General features: G+C 69.8%; 21 protein-coding genes. 11 read left to right on the top strand and 10 right to left on the bottom strand.

Annotated elements, in window-relative coordinates; genetic code table 11:
• Window positions 1-2 precede the first annotated feature (2 nt).
• The 5 genes from AB0L53_RS00615 to AB0L53_RS00595 form a co-directional block, all read right to left on the bottom strand.
• A complete protein-coding gene (locus AB0L53_RS00615) occupies window positions 3-908 on the bottom strand; it encodes an ABC transporter permease (protein ID WP_225291508.1) in 906 nt (301 codons plus the stop codon).
• Window positions 905-1,912: an ABC transporter permease gene (locus tag AB0L53_RS00610; RefSeq protein ID WP_363988334.1), complete on the bottom strand. Its 1,008-nt coding sequence runs from the start codon at window positions 1,910-1,912 to the stop codon at window positions 905-907. Before AB0L53_RS00610 ends, AB0L53_RS00615 begins: the two co-directional genes overlap by 4 nt.
• Before the next feature lie 3 nt (window positions 1,913-1,915).
• A complete protein-coding gene (locus tag AB0L53_RS00605) occupies window positions 1,916-3,739 on the bottom strand; it encodes an ABC transporter substrate-binding protein (protein WP_363988331.1) in 1,824 nt (607 codons plus the stop codon).
• Window positions 3,740-3,889: 150 nt separating this feature from the next.
• Complete coding sequence (locus AB0L53_RS00600; RefSeq protein WP_363988328.1) at window positions 3,890-4,852, bottom strand: zinc-binding alcohol dehydrogenase family protein; 963 nt, start codon at window positions 4,850-4,852, stop codon at window positions 3,890-3,892.
• 15 nt (window positions 4,853-4,867) lie between these two features.
• On the bottom strand, window positions 4,868-6,058 hold the full coding sequence (locus AB0L53_RS00595; RefSeq protein WP_363988325.1) for a M20 family metallopeptidase: 1,191 nt from the start codon (window positions 6,056-6,058) through the stop codon (window positions 4,868-4,870).
• 53 nt (window positions 6,059-6,111) lie between these two features.
• Here AB0L53_RS00595 and AB0L53_RS00590 point away from each other — a divergent pair, with 53 nt between their 5' ends.
• Window positions 6,112-6,900 carry an HAD-IIA family hydrolase gene (locus tag AB0L53_RS00590; protein ID WP_363988323.1) on the top strand — a complete coding sequence of 263 codons (789 nt, stop codon included), beginning with the start codon at window positions 6,112-6,114 and terminating at the stop codon, window positions 6,898-6,900.
• A 42-nt stretch (window positions 6,901-6,942) separates the two neighbouring features.
• Entirely contained in the window at window positions 6,943-7,566 is a 624-nt protein-coding gene (locus AB0L53_RS00585) for a hypothetical protein (protein ID WP_363988320.1), read from the top strand.
• On the opposite strand, the gene AB0L53_RS00580 is transcribed toward AB0L53_RS00585, so the two are convergent.
• Window positions 7,529-7,996 (bottom strand): NUDIX hydrolase, encoded by a 468-nt coding sequence (locus tag AB0L53_RS00580; protein WP_363988317.1) that lies wholly within the window; start codon window positions 7,994-7,996, stop codon window positions 7,529-7,531. The genes AB0L53_RS00585 and AB0L53_RS00580 overlap by 38 nt on opposite strands.
• Window positions 7,997-8,079: 83 nt before the next feature.
• Between AB0L53_RS00580 and AB0L53_RS00575 the strand changes: the two genes are divergently transcribed.
• Window positions 8,080-9,000 carry an acyl-ACP desaturase gene (locus AB0L53_RS00575; protein ID WP_358555857.1) on the top strand — a complete coding sequence of 307 codons (921 nt, stop codon included), beginning with the start codon at window positions 8,080-8,082 and terminating at the stop codon, window positions 8,998-9,000.
• Between the two features lie 106 nt (window positions 9,001-9,106).
• Here the strand turns inward: AB0L53_RS00575 and AB0L53_RS00570 are convergent, their stop codons facing one another.
• Complete coding sequence (locus AB0L53_RS00570; protein ID WP_363988314.1) at window positions 9,107-10,099, bottom strand: aldo/keto reductase; 993 nt, start codon at window positions 10,097-10,099, stop codon at window positions 9,107-9,109.
• 117 nt (window positions 10,100-10,216) lie between these two features.
• On the opposite strand from AB0L53_RS00570, the gene AB0L53_RS00565 reads away from it, so the two are divergent.
• A complete protein-coding gene (locus AB0L53_RS00565) occupies window positions 10,217-10,780 on the top strand; it encodes an NAD(P)H-dependent oxidoreductase (protein ID WP_363988311.1) in 564 nt (187 codons plus the stop codon).
• A 57-nt stretch (window positions 10,781-10,837) separates the two neighbouring features.
• Here AB0L53_RS00565 and arfB read toward each other — a convergent pair whose 3' ends face one another.
• Window positions 10,838-11,245, bottom strand: coding sequence for an alternative ribosome rescue aminoacyl-tRNA hydrolase ArfB (gene arfB / locus AB0L53_RS00560; protein WP_363990301.1), 408 nt, complete (start codon window positions 11,243-11,245; stop codon window positions 10,838-10,840).
• A 113-nt stretch (window positions 11,246-11,358) separates the two neighbouring features.
• On the opposite strand from arfB, the gene AB0L53_RS00555 reads away from it, so the two are divergent.
• A complete protein-coding gene (locus AB0L53_RS00555; protein WP_363988308.1) occupies window positions 11,359-12,186 on the top strand; it encodes a hypothetical protein in 828 nt (275 codons plus the stop codon).
• Between the two features lie 17 nt (window positions 12,187-12,203).
• Here the strand turns inward: AB0L53_RS00555 and AB0L53_RS00550 are convergent, their stop codons facing one another.
• Window positions 12,204-12,482, bottom strand: coding sequence for a helix-turn-helix transcriptional regulator (locus tag AB0L53_RS00550; protein ID WP_363988305.1), 279 nt, complete (start codon window positions 12,480-12,482; stop codon window positions 12,204-12,206).
• Window positions 12,483-12,642: 160 nt separating this feature from the next.
• Between AB0L53_RS00550 and AB0L53_RS00545 the strand changes: the two genes are divergently transcribed.
• From AB0L53_RS00545 to AB0L53_RS00530, 4 genes are all read left to right on the top strand, one after another.
• On the top strand, window positions 12,643-13,461 hold the full coding sequence (locus tag AB0L53_RS00545; protein ID WP_363988303.1) for a hypothetical protein: 819 nt from the start codon (window positions 12,643-12,645) through the stop codon (window positions 13,459-13,461).
• Complete coding sequence (locus AB0L53_RS00540) at window positions 13,458-14,039, top strand: HAD family phosphatase (RefSeq protein ID WP_363988300.1); 582 nt, start codon at window positions 13,458-13,460, stop codon at window positions 14,037-14,039. The genes AB0L53_RS00545 and AB0L53_RS00540 overlap by 4 nt, the downstream gene beginning before the upstream one ends.
• 100 nt (window positions 14,040-14,139) lie before the next feature.
• Window positions 14,140-15,921, top strand: a complete 1,782-nt coding sequence (locus tag AB0L53_RS00535) for an HSP90 family protein (protein ID WP_363988298.1) — start codon at window positions 14,140-14,142, stop codon at window positions 15,919-15,921.
• Entirely contained in the window at window positions 15,914-17,611 is a 1,698-nt protein-coding gene (locus AB0L53_RS00530) for a hypothetical protein (RefSeq protein ID WP_363988295.1), read from the top strand. The genes AB0L53_RS00535 and AB0L53_RS00530 overlap by 8 nt, the downstream gene beginning before the upstream one ends.
• Before the next feature lie 198 nt (window positions 17,612-17,809).
• Here AB0L53_RS00530 and AB0L53_RS00525 read toward each other — a convergent pair whose 3' ends face one another.
• Window positions 17,810-17,977, bottom strand: coding sequence for a hypothetical protein (locus tag AB0L53_RS00525; protein ID WP_363988292.1), 168 nt, complete (start codon window positions 17,975-17,977; stop codon window positions 17,810-17,812).
• 194 nt (window positions 17,978-18,171) lie between these two features.
• Between AB0L53_RS00525 and AB0L53_RS00520 the strand changes: the two genes are divergently transcribed.
• Window positions 18,172-22,128, top strand: coding sequence for a hypothetical protein (locus tag AB0L53_RS00520; RefSeq protein ID WP_363988290.1), 3,957 nt, complete (start codon window positions 18,172-18,174; stop codon window positions 22,126-22,128).
• Window positions 22,129-22,231: 103 nt separating this feature from the next.
• Entirely contained in the window at window positions 22,232-23,758 is a 1,527-nt protein-coding gene (locus AB0L53_RS00515; RefSeq protein WP_363988288.1) for an alkaline phosphatase D family protein, read from the top strand.
• Window positions 23,759-23,809 lie beyond the last annotated feature (51 nt).

Genomic DNA, 23,809 nt, shown 5'->3' with positions numbered 1-23,809 from the left:
TGCTACTCCTCACGCAGCCGGGGGTTGAAGATCTCGTCCATGGCGTCGACCACGAGCACGATGCCAAGGGTGAGCAGCAGGATCGCCAGCAGCGGCCCCAGCAGGTAACCGAGCGCGTTCGGCGTGATCATGGCGCCCGCCTGGAACACGGCCAGGTTGAGCATCACGCCCCAGTTGTTCGCCTCGTACGGCAGCACGCCCAGGAAGAACAGGCCCACCTGCGCGTAGACGGCGCCGGTGACCGCGATGAGCATGTTCATCGCGATGTACGGAGCCATGCTGGGCAGCAGTTCCTTGCCGATGATGTGCCTCGTGGACAGGCCCAGCCCGCGCGCGGCCTCGATGAAGCCGCGTTCGCGCAGGGAGAGCGTCTGGGCGCGGACGGCCCGCGCCACCCCGCCCCAGCCGAGCAGGCCGAGCACCAGGCCCATCTGGATCGGGCTGCCGAACTTCCAGACCATCGCCAGGACCAGCAGCAGCGGCAGGCCGGGGATGGTGAGCTTCATGTCGGTGATCCGCATGAGCACGCTGTCCCAGCGGCCCCGCTTGAACCCGGAGAACAGGCCGAGCGTCGTACCGAAGACCACCGTGATGACCGCGGTCACCGCGGCGCTGAGCAGGACGTAGCGGGAGCCGGTGATGACCAGCGCGAGCACGTCCCTGCCCTGGGGGTCGGTGCCGAACCAGTGCGCCCAGCTCGGCGCCTGGGTGATGGCGTTGGAGTCGTCCGGCAGCTGGTCCGGATAGAACATCGGCCCGAAGGCGCCCATGAACGCGAAGCCGGCGATGATGATCACCCCGGCCAGCCGGCTGGGCTTGCGCTTCATCACCCGCCAGACGCCGAGCCAGAAGTTACGGCGCATGGTCGCGGCGGCGGACGCCGTCTCAGGGATCAGCACGGTGCTCATGTCGAGTCCTCTCCGCTGCGCACCCGCGGGTCGATCACCGTGTAGAACAGGTCGGCCACGATGTTCGCCACGATGACGGCGGCGGTGATCAGCAGGAACGCCCCGCCCATCAGCGCGTAGTCGCGGGTGTTGATGCTCTCGATGAGCAGCCACCCGAGTCCCGGATAGTTGAAGATCTTCTCGATGAACACCGCACCGCCGAGGAGCAGCCCCAGAGACAGGGCGAGGATCGTGAACAGCGGCAGGATCGCGTTACGCGCGATGTAGCGGAAGATGATCGAGCGCTTCATGCCGCGCAGCTCGGCGGCCAGGATGAAGTCGTCGCCGAGCACGGTGACCACGCTCGACTTCATCGCCAGCACCCAGCCGCCGTAGGCCGACAGCGCGTAGGTGGCGATCGGCAGCACCGCGTGCTCGGCCAGCGAGCCGAGGTAACCGGCGTTGAAGCCCGGCTCGAACATGATGTCCACCGGCCCGTCGGCGGGCAGGATGGGGATGAGCGTGGCGAAGATGACCACGAGCAGCATCGCCAGCACATACTGCGGGATGCCGTGCAGCAGCGAACCGGAGATGGCCAGGGCGTCGCCCAGCTTGCTCTTGCGCTTGATGGCCGCGTAGACACCCAGGATGACGCCGACGAGGAAGCTGAGCAGCGTGCCCCCCAGCACCGGCAGGATGGTCCACTTGGCCGCCTCGCCGAGCACGCCGAGGACGGGCTGGCCCGGGCGGCTGACCGAGGTGCCGAGGTCGAAGTGGAGCAGCCCGCCGATGTAGTCGGTGTACTGCTGCCACAGCGAGCCCGTCGGCTGGAACCCGTACAGCACCTTGACGGCCTGCGTGGCCGCCTCCGGAGACATGCCGCTCTGGAGCAGCTTGTCGTACTGGGCCGCCATGGGGTCGCCCGGGATGTTGTTGATGATGAAGAAGCTGATCGTCGCCACTACGAGGATCATGACGAAACCGCGGGCCAGGTGGCCCGCGAGTCGCCGTGCGATAAGCGTCATAAGTTACTGCTTCGACTTGACCATGCCGAGCTGGATCCACACACCGGACGCGAGCACGCCGGTGCCGAGACGAAGGATCTCGTCGTCGTGGGGCCAGCCGGTGAATCGGCTGTTGTTGACGAACTGGTTGTTGACGTAGTCCCAGAGCTGGATGACCGGCAGGTCCTGGTTGGCCGCCGTCGCCAGCTGCGCCATGATCGGCTTGGCCGCCTCCTCGTTGGCCGAGTTCAGCTTGCCGGTCAGCTCACCCGGGTCGATCTTGGTGCCGTTGACGTCGATCTGCTCGGGGCCGCCCATCCAGTTGCCGCCCTTGCCCGCCGGGGAGTGCTCGATCTTGCCCGCGACGTTGGTCCAGCCGTTGGAGGCACCGTAGAGGCGCTGGAAGATGTCGTACGGCGCCGGGCCGAGCGCCATGAGCCAGAAGCCCACGTCGTACTTGCCGGCCGCCAGCTCCTCAAGGTAGACGGGGTAGTCGGGGCTGGTCTGGATCTCCGCGTCGATGCCGGCCTTGATCAGCTGGCTCTTGATGTTCTCCTGCGCCGACAGCCAGTCGGAGAAGCCGGCCGGCGCGTGCATGGACACCTTCCACGGCTTGCCGTCGGCCAGCGTCCACTTGCCGTCCTTCTTCGTCAGCCCGGCCGACTTGAACTCCGCCTCGGCCTTGGCCGCGTCGGGCTTGTACGGGTCGAGCTTCGGAAGCGTGTCGGGGATCCAGGCCTGCGCGGCCTTCTGGTGGATGCCGCTGGTGGTGACGGCCGGCGTGCCGCCCTCGGGCGAGGCGACCTTGGTGACCTGGTCGCGGTCGATGAGGTAGGCCAGGCCCCTGCGCACGTGCACGTTGTCATAGGGCTTCTTGGACTGGTTGAAGGCCATGCTCACGGCCACCGGCGAGTAGCCCTTGATGACCTCGTTGCCCGGGCCCTGCTTGATCCGGTTCATCACGTCCGTGGGAGCGGCGACGAATCCGGACTGGTCGAGCTTGCCGGCGGTGAGGTAGTTCCAGATCTGCTCGTTGCCGGTGTAGTTGAGGAACTTCACCTGCGCCGGAGCCACGTTGGCGGCGTTGTAGAAGTTCTTGTTCTTGACCAGCAGGGCTTCTCCGGGGTTGACCCGCTCCAGCACGAACGGACCGGCGGAGACGTCCTTGGGCGGGGCGAAGGCGATCACCTTCTGGCCGATGGCGGTGATCTCCGTGCGAGCCGCCTCCGCCGCCGCGCCGTCACCCCGGGCGGTCTTGAGCTTGTCCCAGAAGTCCGCGGGAAGAACGCTGCTCCACACGTGGGCGGGCAGGACGGCCGTGTCGAGCACGCCGCGGGCGAACTTCGGACTGGGGCTGGCCATGTCCTGCGTGATCTTCAAGGTCTGGTTGTCGACGACCGTGATATCCGCGGCGGCGCCCGCCGCGCCCGGGGTGACCGAGAAGGCCGTGCTCCCCTGCGTGTAGGCGATGCCGATGGACATCTTGACGTCCTCGGCGGTGACCGGCTTGCCGTCGGACCACTTGGCGTTCGGCTGGAGCTTCAGCGTGATCGCGGAGTTGTCCGGCGCGATCTCCCAGCTCGCCGCGATGCCGGGCAGAGCCTGGTTCGGGTCCGTCAGGTGGTTCTTGACCCACGCGATTCGCATCGCGTTGAAGCCCGAGAAGGAGTTGCCCTTGGGGTTGTACGGGTTGGCCGGCGCCGAGGCGTCGAGGCCGGGCCGGTTGACGTCGATCGTGGTGAAGAGCCCGCCACCACCGCCCGAGCTGGACTTGTTGGTGGAGCCACTGCTGCACGCTGTGGCAGTGGCCAGGCCCAGCAACGCTACTACCGCTGCTAGTCGCTTCATGTACCGCTCCGGGGAGTGTCGGACCTGCTTGAGGATCGCGTGGGATTAGCCGGACCCTACGGTCACGCACAGGTCACGTCAATAATCTCCAGGTGTTGTGAGGCTAATGTAACTTTCCTTCATGCCCCATGTCGATGGCGCTCGGCGCCATTAGCCCAGCATAAGCACCGCAGCCCCGTTGACCTGCCCATCTGCCAGATCACGGAGCGCGGAGGCGGCCCTGTCGAAGGGATAGGGCGTCGTCGACACGTGCGGCGGACGCCCGAGTGACAGGTCGAGATAGGCCCGTCCGTCGGCCCTGGTGTTGGCAGTCACGCTCCGTAGCGTCCGTTCCTGGAACAGGTGGCGCTCGTAGTTCAGCGTGGGGATGTCGGTGAGGTGGATCCCGGCCACGGCGAGCGTGCCGCCCCGGTCGAGCGCCGCCAGCGCCACGGGCACCAGATCGCCCACGGGCGCGAACAGGATGGCCGCGTCCAGCGGCTCCGGCGGCCGGTCTCCGGCGGAGGCGGCGCCCAGCTCCAGGGCCAGCTGCCTGGCGGCGCTGGACCTGGTGACCACGTGGACGACGGCCCCATGGGCGATGGCCGCCTGCGCGGTCAGGTGGGCGGACGCGCCGAACCCGTAGACTCCGAGCCGGCCGCCTTCCGGCAGGTCGGCTCGGAGCAGCGCCCGATAGCCCACGATCCCGGCGCACAGCAGGGGCGCCAGCTTCTCGGCGGGCGCCCCTTCGGGCAGGGCGTAGACGTAGGCGGCGGGCACCGTCAGATACTCTGCGTAACCGCCGTCGGCATCCCACCCGGTATAAGCCGACGAAAGGCAAAGATTTTCTTTACCGTCCAGGCAGTAGCGACAGGCCCCACAGGTCCACCGGAGCCACGCGACCCCGACCCGCTGCCCGACATCCCCGTCCCCGCCGACCACCCGCCCGACGACCTGGTGGCCGGGCGAGATCGCGGGGTGGCGGGGCGGCAGGTCTCCTTCGACCAGGTGCAGGTCGGTCCGGCACACCCCGCATGCCTCGACCTGGACCAGCACCTCCCCGACGCCCGGCTCCGGCATGGGCTTGTCCACCATGACCAGCAGCCGGTCCGGATCCGGAATCCATGCCTTCATCGGGCCCCCTTCAGCTCAGGACGCCAGCCGGGACAGCGCCAGAGAGGCGTACAGGGCGGCGCCGTCCGGCAGCACGGAGTCGTCGAACCGCGCCTCGGGGGAGTGGTTGTACGGCGCCGTGGCCGGATCGCGGTCGGGCGGGCACGCCCCCAGGAAGACGAATGCCCCGGGGACGGCCTGCAGCACGTACGAGAAGTCCTCCGAACCCATCACCGGGTGCGGCGTGACGAAGTAGCGCCCGGGCCCGAACAGCTCCTCGGCGGTCCTGGAGACGAAGTCCGCCTCGGTGGGATCGTTCACGGTGACCGGGTAGCCCATGCCGAACGACGCCTCGACCGACAGCCCGTGCGCGGCCGCGACGCCCTCGACCACCTCCACCAGCCGCCGCTTCACCAGCTCCCGGTTGCCCGGCGAGAACGTGCGCACCGTCGCCTCGAAACGCGCCTCGTCCGGGATCACGTTGTCGGCCGTGCCGCCGTGGAAGGACCCGACCGTGACCACGACCGGGTCGAACACGTCGAACGTCCTGGTCACCATCGCCTGTAGCGACGTCACCATCTCGCAGCCCGCCTGGATGGGGTCGAGCGCGCGGTGCGGGCTGGAGCCGTGCCCGCCGCGTCCCTTCACCGTCACCTCGAACACGTCGGCCGCGGCCATGAGCGGCCCGGGCCGGGAGGCGAACAGGCCCGGGGGCAGCATCGACGAGACGACGTGCATCCCGTACGCGGCGACGGGTCGCGCGCCCGCCGCGTCCAGCACGCCCTCCTCGATCATGTGCTTGGCGCCCTCGTGACCCTCCTCGCCCGGCTGGAACATGAAGATGACGTCCCCGGCCAGCTCCGCCCGCCGCGCGCTGAGCAGGTGCGCTGCGCCGACGAGCATGGCGGTGTGCAGGTCGTGACCGCACGCGTGCATCTGCCCGTCGATCTGCGACCGGTAGGGCAGATCATTGCGCTCGGTGACCGGCAGCGCGTCCATGTCGCCGCGCAGCAGCACCGCCGGACCCGGCCGGCCGCCCCTGAGCACGGCGGTGATCGAGCTGAGCGCCTTCCCGGTGGTGATCTCCAGGGGCAGCCCGTCGAGCGCCGTCAGGACTTTCTCCTGGGTACGCGGCAGCGCGAGGCCGATCTCGGGAGTGGTGTGCAGTGACTGACGCAGCCGGACGAGCTCGTCCCGCAGGTCCCGCGCGGATTCAGTGAACGACATGAACAACATTCTTCATGTGCTGGTCGGGAAGTCGATAAGGGACACTCTGTACGATGGGCCGCGTGACTCAGCGTAAGCGGATCAACTCCTGGCTTTCCGACATGGACGGCGTCCTCGTACACGAGGGCCGGCCCGTCCCGGGTGCGGATGTGTTCATCAAGCGGCTCAGCGAGTCCGGCAAGAAATTCCGGGTGCTGACGAACAACTCCATCTACACCCAGCGGGACCTTTCGGTACGCCTGGCGGCCGCCGGCCTGGAGGTGCCCGCCGAGTCGATCTGGACCTCGGCGCTGGCCACCGCCCAGTTCCTCGACGACCAGCGGCCGGGCGGCTCCGCCTACGTGATCGGCGAGGCCGGGCTGACCACCGCGCTGCACGAGGTCGGCTACGTGCTGACCGACCTCGACCCCGACTACGTGGTGCTCGGCGAGACCCGCACCTACAGCTTCACGCAGATCACCCGGGCGATCCGCCTCATCGAGGGCGGCGCCCGCTTCATCGCCACGAACCCGGACCCGGTCGGCCCGTCCACCGAGGGCTCGCTGCCCGCCTGCGGCGCGGTCGCCGCCATGATCACCAAGGCCACCGACGTCGAGCCCTACTTCGTCGGCAAGCCCAACCCGCGGATGATGCGCAGCGCGCTCAACGAGATCGAGGCGCACAGCGAGACCACCGCGATGATCGGCGACCGGATGGACACCGACATCGTGTGCGGGATGGAGGCCGGGCTCTACACGATCCTGGTGCTCACCGGCGTCACCCAGCGGGAGCAGATCGACCGCTTCCCCTACCGGCCGTCGCTGGTCGTCGACTCGGTAGCGGACCTCATCGACCTCATCTGAACCTGACATCAGCTGACAGGTAAGCCTGGCAAGGTGCCCCGTATGACGCACATCTACCTGGAGGTCGGCCCCAAGAAGGTCTTCGCCTGCTCGCTGGAGTGGCCCGGCTGGTGCCGCGTGGCCAAGGGCGAGGAGGCGGCCATCGGCCTGCTCGTGGACTACGCGCCGCGTTACCGGGTGATCGCCGAGCGGGCCGGGCTGTCGTTCGAGCCGGGCGATCCCGTGGTGGTCGCCCGCGAGCCGGGCAGCGAGATGACCGACTTCGGCGCGCCGTTCGCGATTCCCGAGCTCGACCAGGAGCCGATCGACGCCGAGACCGCGGGCCGCCGGGTGGCGCTGCTGCGCGCCGCCTGGGAGCTGTTCGACGAGGTCACCGCCGAGTCGCCGGAGGAGCTGCGCAAGGGGCCGCGGGGCGGCGGGCGCGACCTGTCGAAGGTCGTGGCGCACGTCGCGGAGGCGGAGCGTGCCTACGCCCGGAAGGTGGACGTACGGCACAAGCCCTACAAGAGCCCGGCGGACCGCGACGCCATGCGCGAGGAGCTGGCCGAGGTGCTGTCACGCCCCTGGCAGCCGCCGCAGACCACCGGCTGGCCGCCCGCCTACGCCCTGCGGCGGACCGCCTGGCACGTCATCGACCATCTGTGGGAGATCGAGGACCGCCGATGAGACGCGGCAGCGCGCTGATGTTGCGCGACAGGTAGGCGGCCACGGCCTCGGGGATGACGTGCCGGGAGGTGATCTCCGTCTCCCGCAGCGGCAGCCGGACGACCTCGTAGACCCCGCGCGACGGGTCCTCGAACTCGGGCCCGTGCCGCAGAGCCGGGTCCATGTCGATCAGGCGGCAGCCATATACGTGCTGAGTCTTGACCTCGCCCTGCCACGGATAAGTGACCGTGGTCAGCGGGGTCACGCCCGAGACCGTCGCGCCCAGCTCTTCCAGCAGTTCCCGGTGCAGCGTGTGCTCCAGGGTCGCGTCCTGGGGCTCGACGTGGCCGCCGGGCACGGACCAGTAGACCTGGCGCCCCGGCACCGTCCGGCGGAAGATCACTAATTGCTCGTCATGGTCAAGGAGGACACCACGGACACTCGGTCGCATACGACCACCCTATTTGGCCGGTATGACCTTCGGGTAGCCTAACTTACGGTACCGTAACCTACAGGGAGACGATCTTGAAGGCGATGACGCAGACGCAACTTCTGCACGAGCTGGAGCCCGTGGTCGCCGGGGAGCTCGACCGCCATAACGCGATGGCGAAAGAGTGGTTCCCGCACGAGTACATTCCGTGGAGCGAAGGCCGCGATTTCGACGGCGTCTACGGCGGCGAGGCCTGGCAGGACAGCGACTCGAAGCTGCCCGAGGCCGCCCGGGTCTCGCTCATCGTCAACCTCCTCACCGAGGACAACCTGCCCAGCTACCACCACGAGATCGCCACGACGTTCGGCCGTGACGGCGCGTGGGGCACCTGGGTGGGGCGCTGGACCGCCGAGGAGGGCCGGCACGGCGTCGCGATCCGCGACTACCTCACAGTGACGCGCGCCGTCGACCCGGTCGCGCTGGAGCGCGCCCGCATGACGCACATGGAGGCGGGCTTCGCCACCGAGTACGGCACGATGCTGGAGCAGCTCGCCTACGTCTCCTTCCAGGAGCTGGCCACCCGCATCGCGCACCGCAACACCGGCCGGGCCTCCGGCGACGAGGGCTGCGAGCGGCTGCTGGCCAGGATCGCCGCCGACGAGAACCTGCACATGCTCTTCTACCGCAACCTGCTCAAGGCCGCCTTCGAGCTGGACCCCAACCAGACCATGCGCGCCGTGACCGACGTCGTGAAGACCTTCCAGATGCCCGGCTCCAGCATCGAGGGCTTCACCCGCAAGGCGATGATCATCGCCCACGAGGGCATCTACGACCTGCGCCTGCACCTCGACGACGTGCTCATGCCGGTGCTGAAGCAGTGGTCGGTGTTCGACAAGACCGGCCTCGACGCGGGCGGGGAGCAGGCCCGGGAGGAGCTGGCCGAGTTCCTGGCCAAGACGGAGACGACGGCGGCCAGGTTCGTCGAGCGCCGAGCCGAACGCAAGGCTCGCGCCGCCCAGCGCTGATCGAGAGTCCGGGCCGCTCCTGACGCCGCCCGGCTCGATTCCTGGCCCGGTCGAGTACCTCCGGTCGCCGCGCGGCCGGACCTCACGGGCCAGGCTCGTCTGCCGATCACCAGCCATAGCCGAACGGTTCGCGCGGCCGGTAAGGGGCCTCCAGGCGGGCGACCTCGTCAGGGGCGAGGACGAGGTCCACGGCGGCGAGCGCGTCGTCGAGGTGGCCGGGGCGCGTCGCCCCCACGATCGGCGCGGCGACGGCGCTCGCCGCGTGCCCGACCGCCGTGCCGTTGCCGGGCTTCTTGCCGAGCAGCCAGGCCAGCGCGACTCGCGCGGGCGGCACGCCGCGCTCCCCGGCGACGGCCCGCAGGGCCGCCACGACGCCGTCATTCTCGGGCGCACGGTCCTCGTGGGCCGCTCTGGTGGTGGCCCGCCCTTCCCCGCCGGCCAGCAGACCACGGGCGAGCGGACTGTACGGCAGCACGCCCAGCCCCTGGTCGGCACAGTAGGGAAGCACCTCGCGCTCCTCCTCCCGGTAGGCGAGGTTGTAGCGGGTCTGCATCGACACGAACCTGGTCAACCCCGCCGCCTTCGCCACGTGCTGCGCCTTGGCCAGCTGCCAGCCGTACATGAGGGAAGCCCCGATGTAGCGGGCCTTGCCCGCCCTGACCACGTCGTCCAGCGCCCGCATGGTCTCCTCGACGGGCGTCTCGTCGTCCCAGCGGTGGATCTGGTACAGATCCACGTGGTCGGTGCCGAGCCGCCGCAGTGACGCGTCGATCGAGTCCAGGATGTGCTTGCGCGACAACCCGCGATCGTTGACCCCTTTGCCCATGGGGTAACCGACCTTGGTCGCCAGTACGTAGTCCTCGCGGCGGTCGAAGAGCCGGCGCAGCAGGCTGCCGGTGATCTTCTCGCTGACGCCGCCGGAGTACATGTCGGCGGTGTCGAAGAAGGTCACCCCGCCGTCCACCGCCCGGCGCACGATCGGCTCGGCGGCCTCCTCGGGCAGGAACCAGGGCGAGTCCGCCGGGTCGCCGTAGCTCATCATGCCCAGGCCGATCCGCGACACCTTCAGACCCGACGTTCCCACGCGTATATATTCCATCGGCCCATCATCCGGTAAGCCCGTGCCCCCTCTTGACCCGGAGATGGTCTTGGACATCCGCGACATCGGGAAGGTTCAGGACTACGGGCCACACATCAACATCCCTGGGAGTGAAGGGTGAGAATCTTCGGGATCGCCGCGAGCCTCCACGCGGGATCGTTCATCACCAGGTTGCTGGAGGCAATGGAGGGTGAGCTTCCCCGGGGGGCGCGCCTGGAGTGCTGGCGGGGGCTCGGCACGGTCCCGCCTCACTCCCTCGGTCCCGTACCGGAGCAGGTCGGGGGCCTGCTGCGCAAGCTGGACGAGTCCGACGCGGTGCTGATCACCGCGCCCGAGCACAGCCTGCTCCCGGCTGAGCTGGGCCACGCGCTGCGCTGGATGTCGAGCGGTGGGCGCCTGGCGGGCAAGCACGTCGCCGTGATGAGCGCCAGCGTGCGCGCCTGCGGCGCCATGTGGGCGCAGGCCGAGCTGTTCAAGGAGCTCACCGGCGCCGGCGCGGTCGTGATGGGCACGGAGCTGGTGCTCTCGCCCACCTGCCCGCACTTCGACGACCAGGGCCGTCTGACGGCGCTCTACCTGCGCGACCAGGTACGGGAAGTGGTCGGCCAGCTCTGCCCCGTACCGCACAGGACGCGGCCCGTGTTCACGCCCCGGCTCGTCCTGGCGGGCCCTTCGGCATAGTCCCGGCCCCGGTCTACGGCGAGTCCTTCGGCATGGACGCGATCCATGGTGGCTGGGTCAGGGGCTGCGGCGCAGGCGTTTCACGTCGGAGCGGAGCTTCTTGCTGGCGATGCGGCGCTCGACCGAGCCCCGGCTGGGCTTGGTGGCGCGGCGGCGCTTGGGCGGGGGCGCGATGGCCTCGCGGATGCGCTGGGCCAGGCGCTGTTCGGCGGCCTCGCGGTTGCGCAGCTGGGAGCGGTATTCAGAGGCGGCGATGGTGATCGTGGGGGAGCCGAGCCGGTCGAGGGCGCGGGCCTTGAGCTCTGGCGGCAGCGCCGTGGTGGCCGACACGTCGAAGACGAGCTCCACCCGGCTGTCCGTGGTGTTGACGCCCTGGCCGCCCGGGCCTGAAGAGCGGGAGAAACGCCAGACGAGCTCGGCGTCCGGGATGACGACCGAGTCGTTGACGACCAGCGGGCCGGGCATGGCGGGGTGCTCCTGTTCTCCGAAGTGGAATGTCACCGTATCTGAGCTACATATGCCGAAAGCAATGGGATTTTAAATCGGTAACGCCGCTGCGACTATGGAATGAACGATCTGTGGGGGAGGCCGATTCCGTGGTGCACGCGACGGCGGTGCAGCTGGCCCTGGTGCACGTGACAGCGACGCAGATAGCCCTGACGGTGCCCCTGGCCATCGCCTCCGCCACCGGATTCCTTTTACTCCGCTGCCAGGGCAAGGGCCGGCCGTTCGGGCCCGGCGGCTGGTGGCTGGCGGTCGTCATCATCCTGCTGACCGGGCTGGTCTCCTCGGCCGTGGCGCTGGTGGGCGGTGAGCTGCTGAACAACTATCTGTCCACGGTGCTGGGCGCGGTCGCGCCGGGCGGCCTGTGGCTGAGCCAGGTGCGCTCCCGCGAGGACGACCGGCGCTCGCTGGCCAAGGAGGCGGCGACGTTCTGGCTGGTGTCGCTGCTGGCCAAGCTCGACCAGGCGATGGCCGAGGACCAGCGGGTCTGGTGCGAGAAGCGGGTCGACGACTCGTGGAGCGTCTACGAGCTGAGCCTGGCCGCCAACCGCTACCACGAGCGCATCGGCGAGCGGCTCTCGGTGGAGGAGCGCAGGAAGGAGCGGGTGCACGCCAGGCTCGACGCGATCGAGCGGCGGTTGGACGTGGCCGCGCTGGTCGAGGACGGGGCGTCGCGGTCCAAGGTGATCACCGCGCTGCGCGGCTCCCGGCACACGCGGCTGGCCAGGTATGAGCGCTACATCAATGATCTGACCCGGTTACACGGCATCCTCCGGCATGACGCCGAGAACGACGTGCTGCGGCTGCTGGCCTCGGCCTACCGGAGCGGGTATCGGTCGCTGCCCAGGTTCGTACCGCCGACGCGGTCACGAATCGCCACGCCGCTCAGACCTCACCCCTGAGACGCGCCGCTCAGGCTTCACTCATGAGAGCCGCGAGTCTCCTCGACGAGCAGGATGGACTTCTCCTCGGCCTCGCTCAGCGTGAACTCGATGCGGGCGCCGAGCGCCTTGACCACGGCGCCGAGAGTGCGGAGCGTGAGGTTCTCGTCCCCCGACAGGATCTGGCTCACCCGGCCCGGCGACACGCCCATCGAGGCGGCCAGATCGGCCCGCGAGACCTTGTGTTCACGCATATACCAAGTGATCTCGTCGACGGCGTCCTGGGCGAGACCGCCCGGGCTCACCTCGTCAGGCATGCTCCGGCGAAAGGCCATCTCGGTCTCGCTCTCAGCGTTCGGTTCCTGGTGACTCAACTTTAGCTCTACCTAAACCTTTAGGCAAGGCTAAACCGGCAAACGATCTGCAAGTGAGGTGTGTCACCATCGCCTGGAATCACGGGGAAACAGGGAGGGCGCTGTGGCGGGCATCGTCGGCGTGCACGGGATCGGCAAGTACAACTACTACGTAGCGGCGGGCAACTCCGCGACCGGGGCTGCGGAGGCGATGCGCCTCAAGTGGGACCGCTACCTACAGGCGGCCCTCGGGGGCGAAAACCGGGCCTACTTCAGCGAGGTGGCCTACTTCTCCCATCTGCTGCACGACGGCCGGCCCACGGAGGGCCCGCAGGCGTTCGCGGCCATGCAGGGCTCCGCCCACCAGGTGCTCGTCGACTGGGCCAGGAACATGGGCCTGGGGGAGCGCTTCACCGGAGCGCTCAAGTTGTTCACCGGGTGGCTGCTGGCCCGGCTCGACAGCAGGTCGGCGGCGTTCGCGTCGCTGTTCGCGCCGGAGGTGGCGGCCTACCTGACCGACCCGGCCCGGCGCGAGAGGTGCCAGGAGGCCGTCCGCGACACGATCAGGAAGCACAGCCCCCGGGTGGTGATCGCCCATTCGCTGGGCAGCGTCGTGGCCTATGAGACGCTCTGGGCCAACCCGGACCTCGAGGTCGACCTGCTCATCACTCTCGGCAGCCCGCTCGGCATGCGCAACGTGATCTTCGAGCGCCTCCTGCCCGCCCCGATCAACGGCCTCGGCAGCCGGCCCGCCGGCGTCAAGCGCTGGGTGAACATCGCCGACAAAGACGACATCGCGGCCATCCCACCCGATCTTTGCGGCAGCTTCACCGGCGTGGACGTGGAGGAACTCGTCAATCTCGACTGGATCGACTTCCACACCGCCGAGAAATACCTGGGTTGCCCGGCGCTCGACCCGCATCTGCGACCATTCCTGCCATGACGTGGATTGTCTTCGACTACGGCAACGTGCTGTCCCTGCCCCAGTCCGAGTCCGACGCCGACGAGATGGCCCAGGCGGTGAACGCCGATCCCGAGGCGTTCAAGCGGGGCTACTGGGAGCACCGCCTGGAGTTCGACCGGGCGGCGCTGTCTCCGGCCGCCTACTGGTCGGCGGTGCTCGGCCGGTCGGCCACCATCGCCGAGATCGCCCGGCTGGTCGCGATGGACGTGGCCAGCTGGGCCTACCCGGACGAGGGGACGGTCGCCATCCTGAACGATCTCCTGGACGACGGCGGCAACGTAGCCCTGCTGTCCAACGCGCCCGCCTGCCTGGCCGACGGCCTGGACGGGCTGCCCTGGATCGCGAACATCAAGCATCGCTTCTACAGCGGCAGGATGGGCCTGGTGAAGCCGGACCGGGAGATCTTCGACCGGATGGCGGCCGACCTCGACGCCGACCCGGCCGAGATCGTGTTCATCGACGACCGCGCGGAGAACGTCGCCGGGGCCGAGCGCGCGGGCATGACGGGCGTCCGCTTCACCTCCGCCGAGGCGCTGCGTGAGGCGCTCAAGGTGTGAGGGGCTCAAGGTGTGAGGGGCTCAAGGCGTGAGGGGCTCAAGGCGTGAGGCGCGTTAATCGAGCGGCGCATTATGTCTTATGTGATTTATGGTGTTTCAAATGGAAAGCGCGTTTAATGTCGATCTGCGCGGCGTGGTCGACCTGCTCAGCCGCCACCTGTACTCGAGCCCCCGCGTGTACATACGCGAGCTCCTCCAGAACGCGGCCGACGCGATCACCGCACGCCGGGCGGCCGACCCGGGGGCGCCCGCCACGGTGACCATCGAGGTGGCCGATGGGCGGCTCAGCGTGCACGACACCGGCATCGGCCTCACCGAGGACGAGGTCCACGTGCTCCTGGCCACCATCGGCCGCTCCTCCAAGCGCGACGAGCTGGGTTTCGCCCGGCACGAGTTCCTCGGCCAGTTCGGCATCGGCCTGCTGTCCGGCTTCCTGGTGGCCGACGAGATCAGCGTGCGTACCAGGTCGGCGACGGGCGGCCCGACCGTGCTCTGGACCGGGCGCTCCGACGGCCGCTACGAGGTGGCGCCGGCGGGGGAGGAGCGGGACGAGCCGGGCACCACGGTCACCCTCGCGGCGCGGCCGGACGCCGCCGAGTGGGTGACGGAGCGGACGATCACCGAACTGGCGGAGCTGTACGGCTCGCTCCTGCCGATCGACGTCACCGTGAACGGCCGCCGTACCACCGTCGGCGCCCCGCCCTGGCAGACAAAGCACGCCTCTCCCGCGATTAGACGGAATTTCCTGCAAAAGCATGGCGCGGAGCTGTTCGGCTTCACGCCGCTCGACGTCGTCGACCTCCACGTCCCCGAAGCCGGGCTCACCGGCGTGGCCTACATCCTGCCCACTCCGGCGAACCCGGCCGTCCGTGGCGGCCACCGCGTCTACCTCAAGCGCATGCTCCTCACCGAGAGCGCCGACGGCCTGCTGCCCGACTGGGCGTTCTTCGCCCGCGGCGTCGTCGACGCGGCCGAGCTGCGGCCCACCGCCAGCCGCGAGGCGCTCTACGAGGACGACCTCCTCGAACACACCCGCCTGGAGCTCGGCCGCCAGCTGCGCGCCTGGCTGGTCCAGCTGGCCGAGACCGACCCCGACGGCCTGCGCGCCTTCCTGGGCCTGCACCACCTGGGCGTCAAGGCCCTGGCCCTGCACGATGACGAGATGCTCAGGCTGGTCGATCAATGGCTGGAGTATGAGACCAGCGCCGGGCGGATGACGCTCGCCCAGTTCAGGTCGAGGCATCCGAACGGCCGCTACACCACCAGCGTCGACGAGTTCCGCCAGCTCGCGGCCGTTTCCGGCGCACAGGGCGTCGGCCTGGTCAACGGCGGCTACGTCTACGACGGCGAGATCCTGCCGCGCCTCACCCGCATCGACCCGGACGCCCGGCTGGCCCGCCTCGACCCCAGCGAGCTGGTCACCCACCTGGGCCCGGCGGACCCCGAGGCGGAACTACGCGCCCGCCCCTTCCTCGGCGCCGCCGGGCGGGTGCTCGACCCGCTCGGCTGCGAGGTGGTGCTGCGCGACTTCGACCCGGCCTCGCTGCCCGCCCTCTACCTGACCAGCCGCGCGGCCCAGCACCACGCGGAGCTGCGCGAGGCCCGCGACCTGGGGGACGAGCTCTGGGCCGACGTGCTCGGCGCGATGGAGCGCACGCTGGCGGTGGACCGGCCCCGGCTGGTGCTCAATCACCGCAATCCGCTGGTCCGCCGCGTCACCGGGCTGCCGGACCTGACTCTGGCCGCCACCGCGGTCGAGGCGCTGTACGGCATGGCGCTGCTCCACGGGCACCACCCGCTGCGGCCCGCCGACACCGCGGCGCTCAACCGCTCGTTCCTCGGCCTGCTCGACTGGGCCGTGCAAGGGGGCACGCATGGCTGACCAGGTCGAGACGCTGCTCGCGGAGGCGGCGCGCCTGCCGTACGGGGAGGCCAGGACCGTGCTGGCCGAGCGGGCGCTGCGCGAGGCCGAGGTGCTGCGCGAGCCGGAGCCGGCGATCGCGGCGCGGCTCGCGCTCACCCAGGCCTACCAGTACGGCGGTGAGCCCGCGAAGTCGTTCGCCACTTTCTCCCGGACCGTGGCCGCCTACGACGCCGAGCCCGGCCGGTTCACCGAGTGGCAGGCGCGCAGGGTGCTCTGGCAGTTCAAGTGGATCATGAGCGACATGCGCAGGTTCCCGGAGATCCCGCTGCGGCGGGCGCTGGACGCGCTGGACGACATGGAGCGGCGCTACCGCGAGGCCGGGGCGCCCCAGGCCGTGTACGCGCAGCGCTGCCGCGTCGCGCTCCACCTCGGCGACGAGCCGGGCACTGAGGAGTGGCTGCACCGCTGGGAGACCGCGCCGCGCGACGACCTGTCCGACTGCCGCGCCTGCGACCTCGGCGGCCGGGCGTACGTGCTGGCGTCGCTGGGCCGGTACGAGGAGGCCGTGGCCGTCGGCGGGCCCGTCGTCGCGGGCGAGTTCTCCTGCGGAGTGCAGCCGCAGAGCATCCTGTGCACGCTGCTCACGCCGTACCTCAAGACCGGGCATCTGGACGAGGCCGCGGAGGCGCACCGCCGGGCGTACCGGATCGTGCAGGGACAGATCGGATATCTGGACGACATCGGCGACCACCTGGAATTCTGCGCGCTGACCGGGAACGAGACGCGCGGGCTGGAGATCCTGGAGCGGGAGCTGCCGCTGCTGGAGCGGCCGCCGTCGCCGGCGCAGGCCCGCTCGTTCATGGCGGGCGCCGCGCTGGTGCTGCGCCGCCTGATGGAGACGGGCCACGACGGTCTCACCGTACGGCGGGCCGGCCGCGACGTGCCGGTGCCGGAGCTGCACGCGGAGCTCGCGGCCGGGGCGCGGGAGATCGCCGCCCGCTTCGACGCCCGAAACGGCGACGACGTCCACACGCGTCGCGTGGCGGCCACGCTGGCGGCCGAGCCGCTGGTCGCCCACCTCCCCCTTTTCTCGCCAGCCCTCCTCTCGCCCGCCCGCCGCGGCGAGCCGGACGGACGGATCGACCCGGCGGACACCGACCGCCGTATGGCGGTTCGCGCGCTGTTCGAGCTGGGCGAACACGAAGCCGGGCAGGCCGCCCTGCGCGAGGCGGGCGACCCGGCCGCGGCCATGGAGGCGGCCAAGGAGCTGACCGACCTCGATCTGGACGTGGAGGCGGCACAGGCGTACGCGGTGGCGGCCGACCTCTACCGGAACGCCGGTGAGCTCCTCGCCGCAGGCTGTGCCATGAGGCTGCGCGCGAAGTGCGTCTACTTCGCCAGCGACGACATCGCCGAGATCGGCGAGGCGTACGCCCAAGCCAGAGCCGCCCTGACCGCGGCGTCGGAGGCGGGGGAGCCGGGCACAGGGCAGCCGGACACGGGGCAACGGCGGGAGGCGGCCTGGGAGCTGGCCGGGCTCGGTTACGACGAGGCCGTCGCCCTCAGGTGGGCCGGGTGCTACAAGGCCGCGGCCGAACGCTGCCAGGAAGCCCTCGACGCCTATCTGGCTCTCGACGATCAGATAGGCGCCGTGCCGGTCCGCGAACTTCTGGAAGGACTGCGAGAAGAGACGGAGCAGGAGGGCTGACGCCGTTCGCCTCCGTCACGGCTCCCTTCCTCCGCAACGCCAACCTCTTCGGCATCATCGCCCCCGGCATCGATACCGGACTTGCAGACTGGATCCAGGAGGCCGACGGCCGTTGCGGGTGACCGGGATCGACTGGGGGCTCGGGTGGGAAAGAGGATCGCAGTCGCTGCCGCGTGGACGGTGGTCCCGGTCGCCGGGTCAGCGTTTGCCCCACACCGCGCGGACCACTTCGGCCAGAGCGCGCAACACCCGTGCCCGGTCGGCCGCCGCGCAGCCCCGGGTGGCTATGAAAACCATCAGCACCGCCGCGAGGGCCGCGCACGCCACGCCGGCCATCGGCACCAGCGCCCACATCGTGAGGTTCATCGACGCGTCCTTTCCCTGCCCGGCAGCCGGAGGGCCGGCTGCGACGTCGTCCGCAAGCTCAGCCGGTGGCCGGCGGCACCTGAAGAGTTTCCGGACACACCGGATCGGCGCTGGAAGCGTCCAGGTGGCGGCGGTGCCGATCGGCGATCCGGCCGGAGGCGCCGGATGGACGCCGGCGGTCCAAGGCCCGGCGCATGACCGGCACCGAGCATCTGCCCGCCCCGCGAGCGGTGCTGAAACGGGAGTTGGTCGCGTTGGAACGGCGAGCCCGCGAGCGGACGACCGCGTTCTCGCGAGCCAAGGCCATCGACCAGGCCAACGACTTGCTCGAGGCGCAGCGGATCACCGCGGAACTGACCCCGCAGACGGTCAGCGAGTGGTTCACCAGGGGCAGTGTCGCCAGGGAGTTCCCCCTGCTCTGGGCGCTGGTCCGCGTGCTCCTGGCCCTGGCGGACACCGACGCCCCGGCGCCTTACCACCCGAGACACCCATGGTGGCGCTCCGAGCACGAGCTGTGGAAGACCCGTTGGGAGCAGGCCCGCACCACCGGCGCCCGGCACCCGGCCGCCCCCGGCCCCGCAGCCGCCGATCCGGGCGAGTGCCCCTACCCGGGACTGGCCGCGTTCGGTCCTGAGAAGGCGCGATACTTCTTCGGGCGCAAGGAGCTCACCGGCACGCTCCTGGACCGGATGGCGGCGCAGTCCGCGCTGGATGGTCCGCTGCTGGTGGCCGGGCCTTCGGGGGCGGGCAAGTCGTCGCTGCTGCGGGCCGGTCTCCTCCCTGATGACGAGCGGTCCGCGCCCGGCGCCCCCGTGATCTTCACTCCGGGGGACGAGCCCGTCCGGGTTCTCGCCGAACGGTTCTGCGGCGCCGACCGCCCGGACGACGTACGGCGACGCCTGGTCGACGCCCCCTGCTGTCTACGCGACCTGCTCGGACCGGGCGATCGCGGCAGGATCGTCATCGTCGACCAGTTCGAGGAGGTCTTCACCGCCTCTGTCGAGGAGCATGAGCGTCAGGTCTTCATCCGGGCGCTGCACGCGGCCTGCGCGTCCGCGGTGGTGGTCATCGGGTTGCGCGCCGACTTCTTCGGCCACTGCGCGGCCTATCCCGAGTTGCTGCCCGCCCTCCAGCAGCCGCTGATCGTCGGGCCGATGACCACGGCGCAGCTACGCGAGGTCATCGAGGAACCCGCCAAGCTCGCGGGACTCACCCTTCAGGCGGGGCTGGTGGAGCTGCTCCTTGATGACCTGGGAGCCGCCTCCACCGCGGGCGGCGGCGCGCTTCCCCTGCTCTCGCACTCCTTGCTCGTCACCTGGGAGAAACGGGAGGGACGGAAGCTCACCCTGGCCGGCTATCGCGCGACCGGCGGGATCAGCGGGTCCGTGGCCAAAACCGCGGACGAGACGATGAAGCAGCTCGACCTGCCCGGCCGCGAGACCGCCCGGCAACTGCTGCTCCGGCTGGTCCGACTCGGCGAGGGGACGGAGGACACGCGCCGCCGGCTGCCGCTGACGGAACTGCTTCCGCCGGAGGACGCCCCTGAGCACGGCGCGGTCCGCGAGGTCCTCGACAGGTTCGTCGAGTCCCGGCTGGTGACTGTGGAACAGGACACGGTCGAGATCACCCACGAAGCGCTGATCCGGGCCTGGTGGCAGCTTCGCGCCTGGATCGAGGCCGGCCGCGCCTCCCTGCTGGTCCGGCAGCAGCTCGAAGAGGACGCCCAGGAGTGGACCAGGAAGCTTCGCGACCCCGCGTTCCTGTATCGGGACACGCGCCTGGAGATCGCGCGGAACGCCGCCAAAGACGCCCCGGCGAGCCTCGGGCCGGAGACACGGGCTTTCCTGGAGGCCGGCATCCGGTACGGCCAGGCCGAGCGGGACGCGGCCCGGCGGCGCAGCCGCAACCGCACGGTGCTGAGCGCGGCACTGGCGGTCCTGCTCATCATCGCCACCGGCACGGCGGCCACGGCCATCGTCCAGGGCCGGAGGTTGACCGAGCGGGCCCTGACCATCTCCCGGCAGCTCGCCGAGGCGGTCGGGAGCCGTGTGGCGGGGACGGCCATCGCGATGCGCCGTGCTGATCCGATCATCGCCAAACAACTCGCCGTCGCCGCCGCGAGCCTGGACCCCGGCGGCTACGAGGCCCGGCACGCGCTGCTGACGCTTGCCGCCCAGCCGGAGCTGTACACCTACCGTCCTCCGGGAGTCGACGGGACCTGGCGCACCGACGCTGACCACACCGGCCGTCTGCGCGTCTATGTCCGGGGCAACGAGGTGAAGATCGCCGACGTCGACGCGCGTCGGATGATCAGATCGTTCACCTTCCCCGGTCAGCCCCTGAACGCCGAAGACTTCGCCATGCCGCGGCTCAGTGGTGACGGGAAGACCTTGGCGCTGCCCGTTCTGGACGGCACCGATGTCCTGCTGGACATGGCGACCGGGCGGCTCCGGCCGATCACTCTTCAGGCGCCCCCGATCCTGGAGACCGTAGGCGAACACCTCCTGCTCGCCAAGAGCGCCGCCGCCACGAGCCTGTGGGACACCTCCTCCGGCGAGCTCCTGGCGCGCATTCCCTACCTGACTTCGGCCGAGATCACCCCGGACCAGCGATATCTGATCACTACGCACGAGACGTCGCTGGATTTCTGGGACCTGAGCAACGGCCACAAGGCGCGCACCGTGCGGATGGCCACGGAAGCCGGACCGATCCTGAAGATCGCGTTCAGTCCTGATCGCAAACTCCTCGCCCTGGTCCAGGGCAACCGGCTAGGGGAGGACACCCGGCTCGGGCTCGTCGCCTTCGCCAAACTCAGTCCCTCCCGGATCACGTGGCGGACCATCCGCAAGCCCTCCGTCCCCGCCGTCGACGAGCCGATCATCTTCAGCTCCACAGGCAGGTACGTCTCCTTCAACGGCGCCGTGTGGGACACCAGGGACATGCTCGACCAGGCGTCCGCCGGGGACGCGGATGATCACCCGGTCTTCACGTACGCCGACGCCAAGTGCTTCACCTTCAGATTCGGACTCGGCGATCGCACCCTGCGGTGTCATGTGGATGCCTCTTCTGCCACCGTCGTGGTGTCCCTTGCCGCCGTCCTTGATCCGGTCGCCTTCAGCGACCGCGCGTACGGAGCCCTCGCGGAGCTCAGTGACGACGGTTCGACCCTTGTGGTCGCCGATCTGGGGCCTGTCAAGGATCTGGAGCCTGTCACGATCTGGGATCCCATCAAGATGACGCGCCGGAACACCATCCCCGCCGAGCGGCTGGCCGGCTTCGCCGACTACCAGCTGTCCCCGGATGGCCGCCTGCTGGCCATCGTGGAAGGTGATGGGGACACCTACATCTGGGACGTGGCCACGGCGCGTAGGAAGACCGTCCTGAGGACACGGTTCCGCCTCACCGACTTCGCCGTCACGTTCTCACCCGACGGAAAGACCTTGGCCGCGCTCACCAAGGACGACTCCAGGAACGCCTCCCTCTTGACGCTGTGGGACATCGCCTCGGGAGTCCCACGCGCCTCGGTCGCCGGGCAGCCCACCGCCGGACAGTACGGTCCTTCCGGCATCATCCTGGACGCTCAGGTCTTTTTCGGCCCGGATGGCCGGACCATCATCTCCGCTTCAGACCAGGGCGTTGTCGACGCCTCCACCGGCGCGCGGGTGGTCCCGCCCGACTCTGGCATTGATCGTCCGGTAGCGCTGAGCTCTGCCGGAGTTCTCGCCGACTACCACGGCGACAGCGGCAAGCTCCAGCTTCGGAACAGCCGAACATTGCGGCAGGAGGGGGAGGTGTCCATCGGCGGCGCCCCTGTGGCCTTCTCTCCCGACGGACGTCTCATGGCCGTGCCGGACGCGGCGGACCAGATCCAGCTGTGGGACGTCGCCACCAACCGGCCTCTCGGGCTACCGTTCGCCGGCATTCCACCGGAAGCCGACTCCTCGGGCTTCAGTTCCCTGTACTCGCTGGCGTTCACCCGGGACGGCTCGACCGTCCTGGCCGTCGACGGCCACAGCCGTCTCCGCACCCACGTCATCGCACCCGGCAAGATCAAGGATGCGTTCTGTGCCCAGTTCGGCGCCCTGTCTCCGGCGGACTGGAAGGCCCACATCCATGAACTTCCCTACCGGAACAGCTGCCGGACGATCTGAGGGCGCAGCGGGTTCAGTCGCTGGAACTGGACGACCGACGCTGTTCATCCAGCCTTGACTCCACTGTCACAACCCCGTCAGTCGAGGTGGACATACCTGGACCGTGGACCGCAGATCCTTCCTCGCCGCGGCGGCAGTGACGTTCCTCGCGCCATCTCAGCAGGCAGCAGCAGCCTCTTTCCAGCAGACCAGAACCCTCAAATCCGACCCGTTCAACCTAGGTGTGGCCTCCGGAGATCCGTCCACCGACGGCTTCGTCCTCTGGACCCGCCTCGCCCCGAACCCCCTCGCCGGAGACGGTCGCGGCGGCATGCCCTCCCGCGATGTGGACGTCGACTGGCAGGTCTCCACCGACGAGCGCTTCTCGAAGATCGTCAAGTCCGGTACGGCCGAGGCGCGGCCGGGCGCCGCTCACAGCGTCCACGTCGAGGTCGCGGGCCTGGAGCCGGGGCGCGACTACTTCTACCGTTTCAAGAGCGAGGGCAGGCTCTCGCCCGCCGGCCGTACCAGGACCACGCCCACGGGAGAGGTGCCGCTCACGTTCGCGGTCGCCGCGTGCGCGCACTACGAGCACGGCTACTACACCGCTTACCGGCGGCTGGCCGAGCAGGAGCCCGAGCTGGTGGTCTTCCTCGGGGATTACATGTACGAGTACGGCCCCAGCGGCTACACCGCGCTGGCCGGCCGGGTGCGTACGCACACGCCGGGCAAGTGCGAGACGCTGGCCGACTACCGGCTGCGGCACGCCCAGTACAAGAGCGACCACGACCTCCAGCGGGCGCACGCGGTGGCGCCTTGGCTGGTGGCCTTCGACGACCACGAGGTGGAGAACAACTGGGCCGGGTCCGTCTCCAGCACCGACGCGCCCCACTTCACCCGGCGCCGGGCGGACGCCTTCCGGGCGTACTACGAGAACATGCCGCTGCGCCGGGAGAGCCTGCAGGGCGCGGTGCTGCGGGTGAACCGGCGCGTCTCCTGGGGGTCGCTGGCCCGCTTCCACCTGCTCGACACGCGGCAGTTCCGTGACGACCAGGCGTGCCTGGACGGGGTACGCGCCGGGTGCGACGAGCGGCTGGCAGCCGGGCGTACGCTGCTGGGCGCCGACCAGTGGCGCTGGCTGGAGGACGGCCTGCGCGGCTCCGGCACCCGGTGGAACCTCCTCGGGCAGCAGATCCTGATGGCGCAGCGCGACTACAAGGTGGGGCCGGGCCGCGAGGTGAACCTCGACGCGTGGGACGGGTACGCCGCCGAGCGGACCCGGCTGCTGGGCTCGCTGTCCGGCACCTCGAACCCGGTCGTGCTGACCGGCGACGCCCACATGCACCACCTGGCCGACCTCAAGACCGACTTCGACGACCCCGACTCGCCCGTGGTGGCCAAGGAGCTGGTGACGTCGTCGATCGCCAGCGACGGTGACGGGTACCGGGACCGGACGTGGATCGCCGAGTCGCTGCAGGAGAACCCGCACATCTCCTACATCGACCAGCGGCGGGGCTACCTGATGGCCAAGGTCACTCGTGACGATATTTCGGTGGATTTCCGGACGTTGGATTACATCTCGCGCAAGGGCGCCCCGGCCAAGACCGCCCACAGCCTCACCATCCCGGCCACCGCCGGACCCCGAGCCTGAGCCCGCCCGACCCCGAGCCCTCTGGACCGAGCCTGAGCCCCGGGCCCGAGC

The sequence above is a fragment of the Nonomuraea sp. NPDC052129 genome (genome assembly GCF_040680095.1).
Classification (GTDB): Bacteria; Actinomycetota; Actinomycetes; order Streptosporangiales; family Streptosporangiaceae; genus Nonomuraea.
Note: the sequence above shows the minus strand (reverse complement) of the source record. Positions and strands in the feature narration are given on the sequence as shown.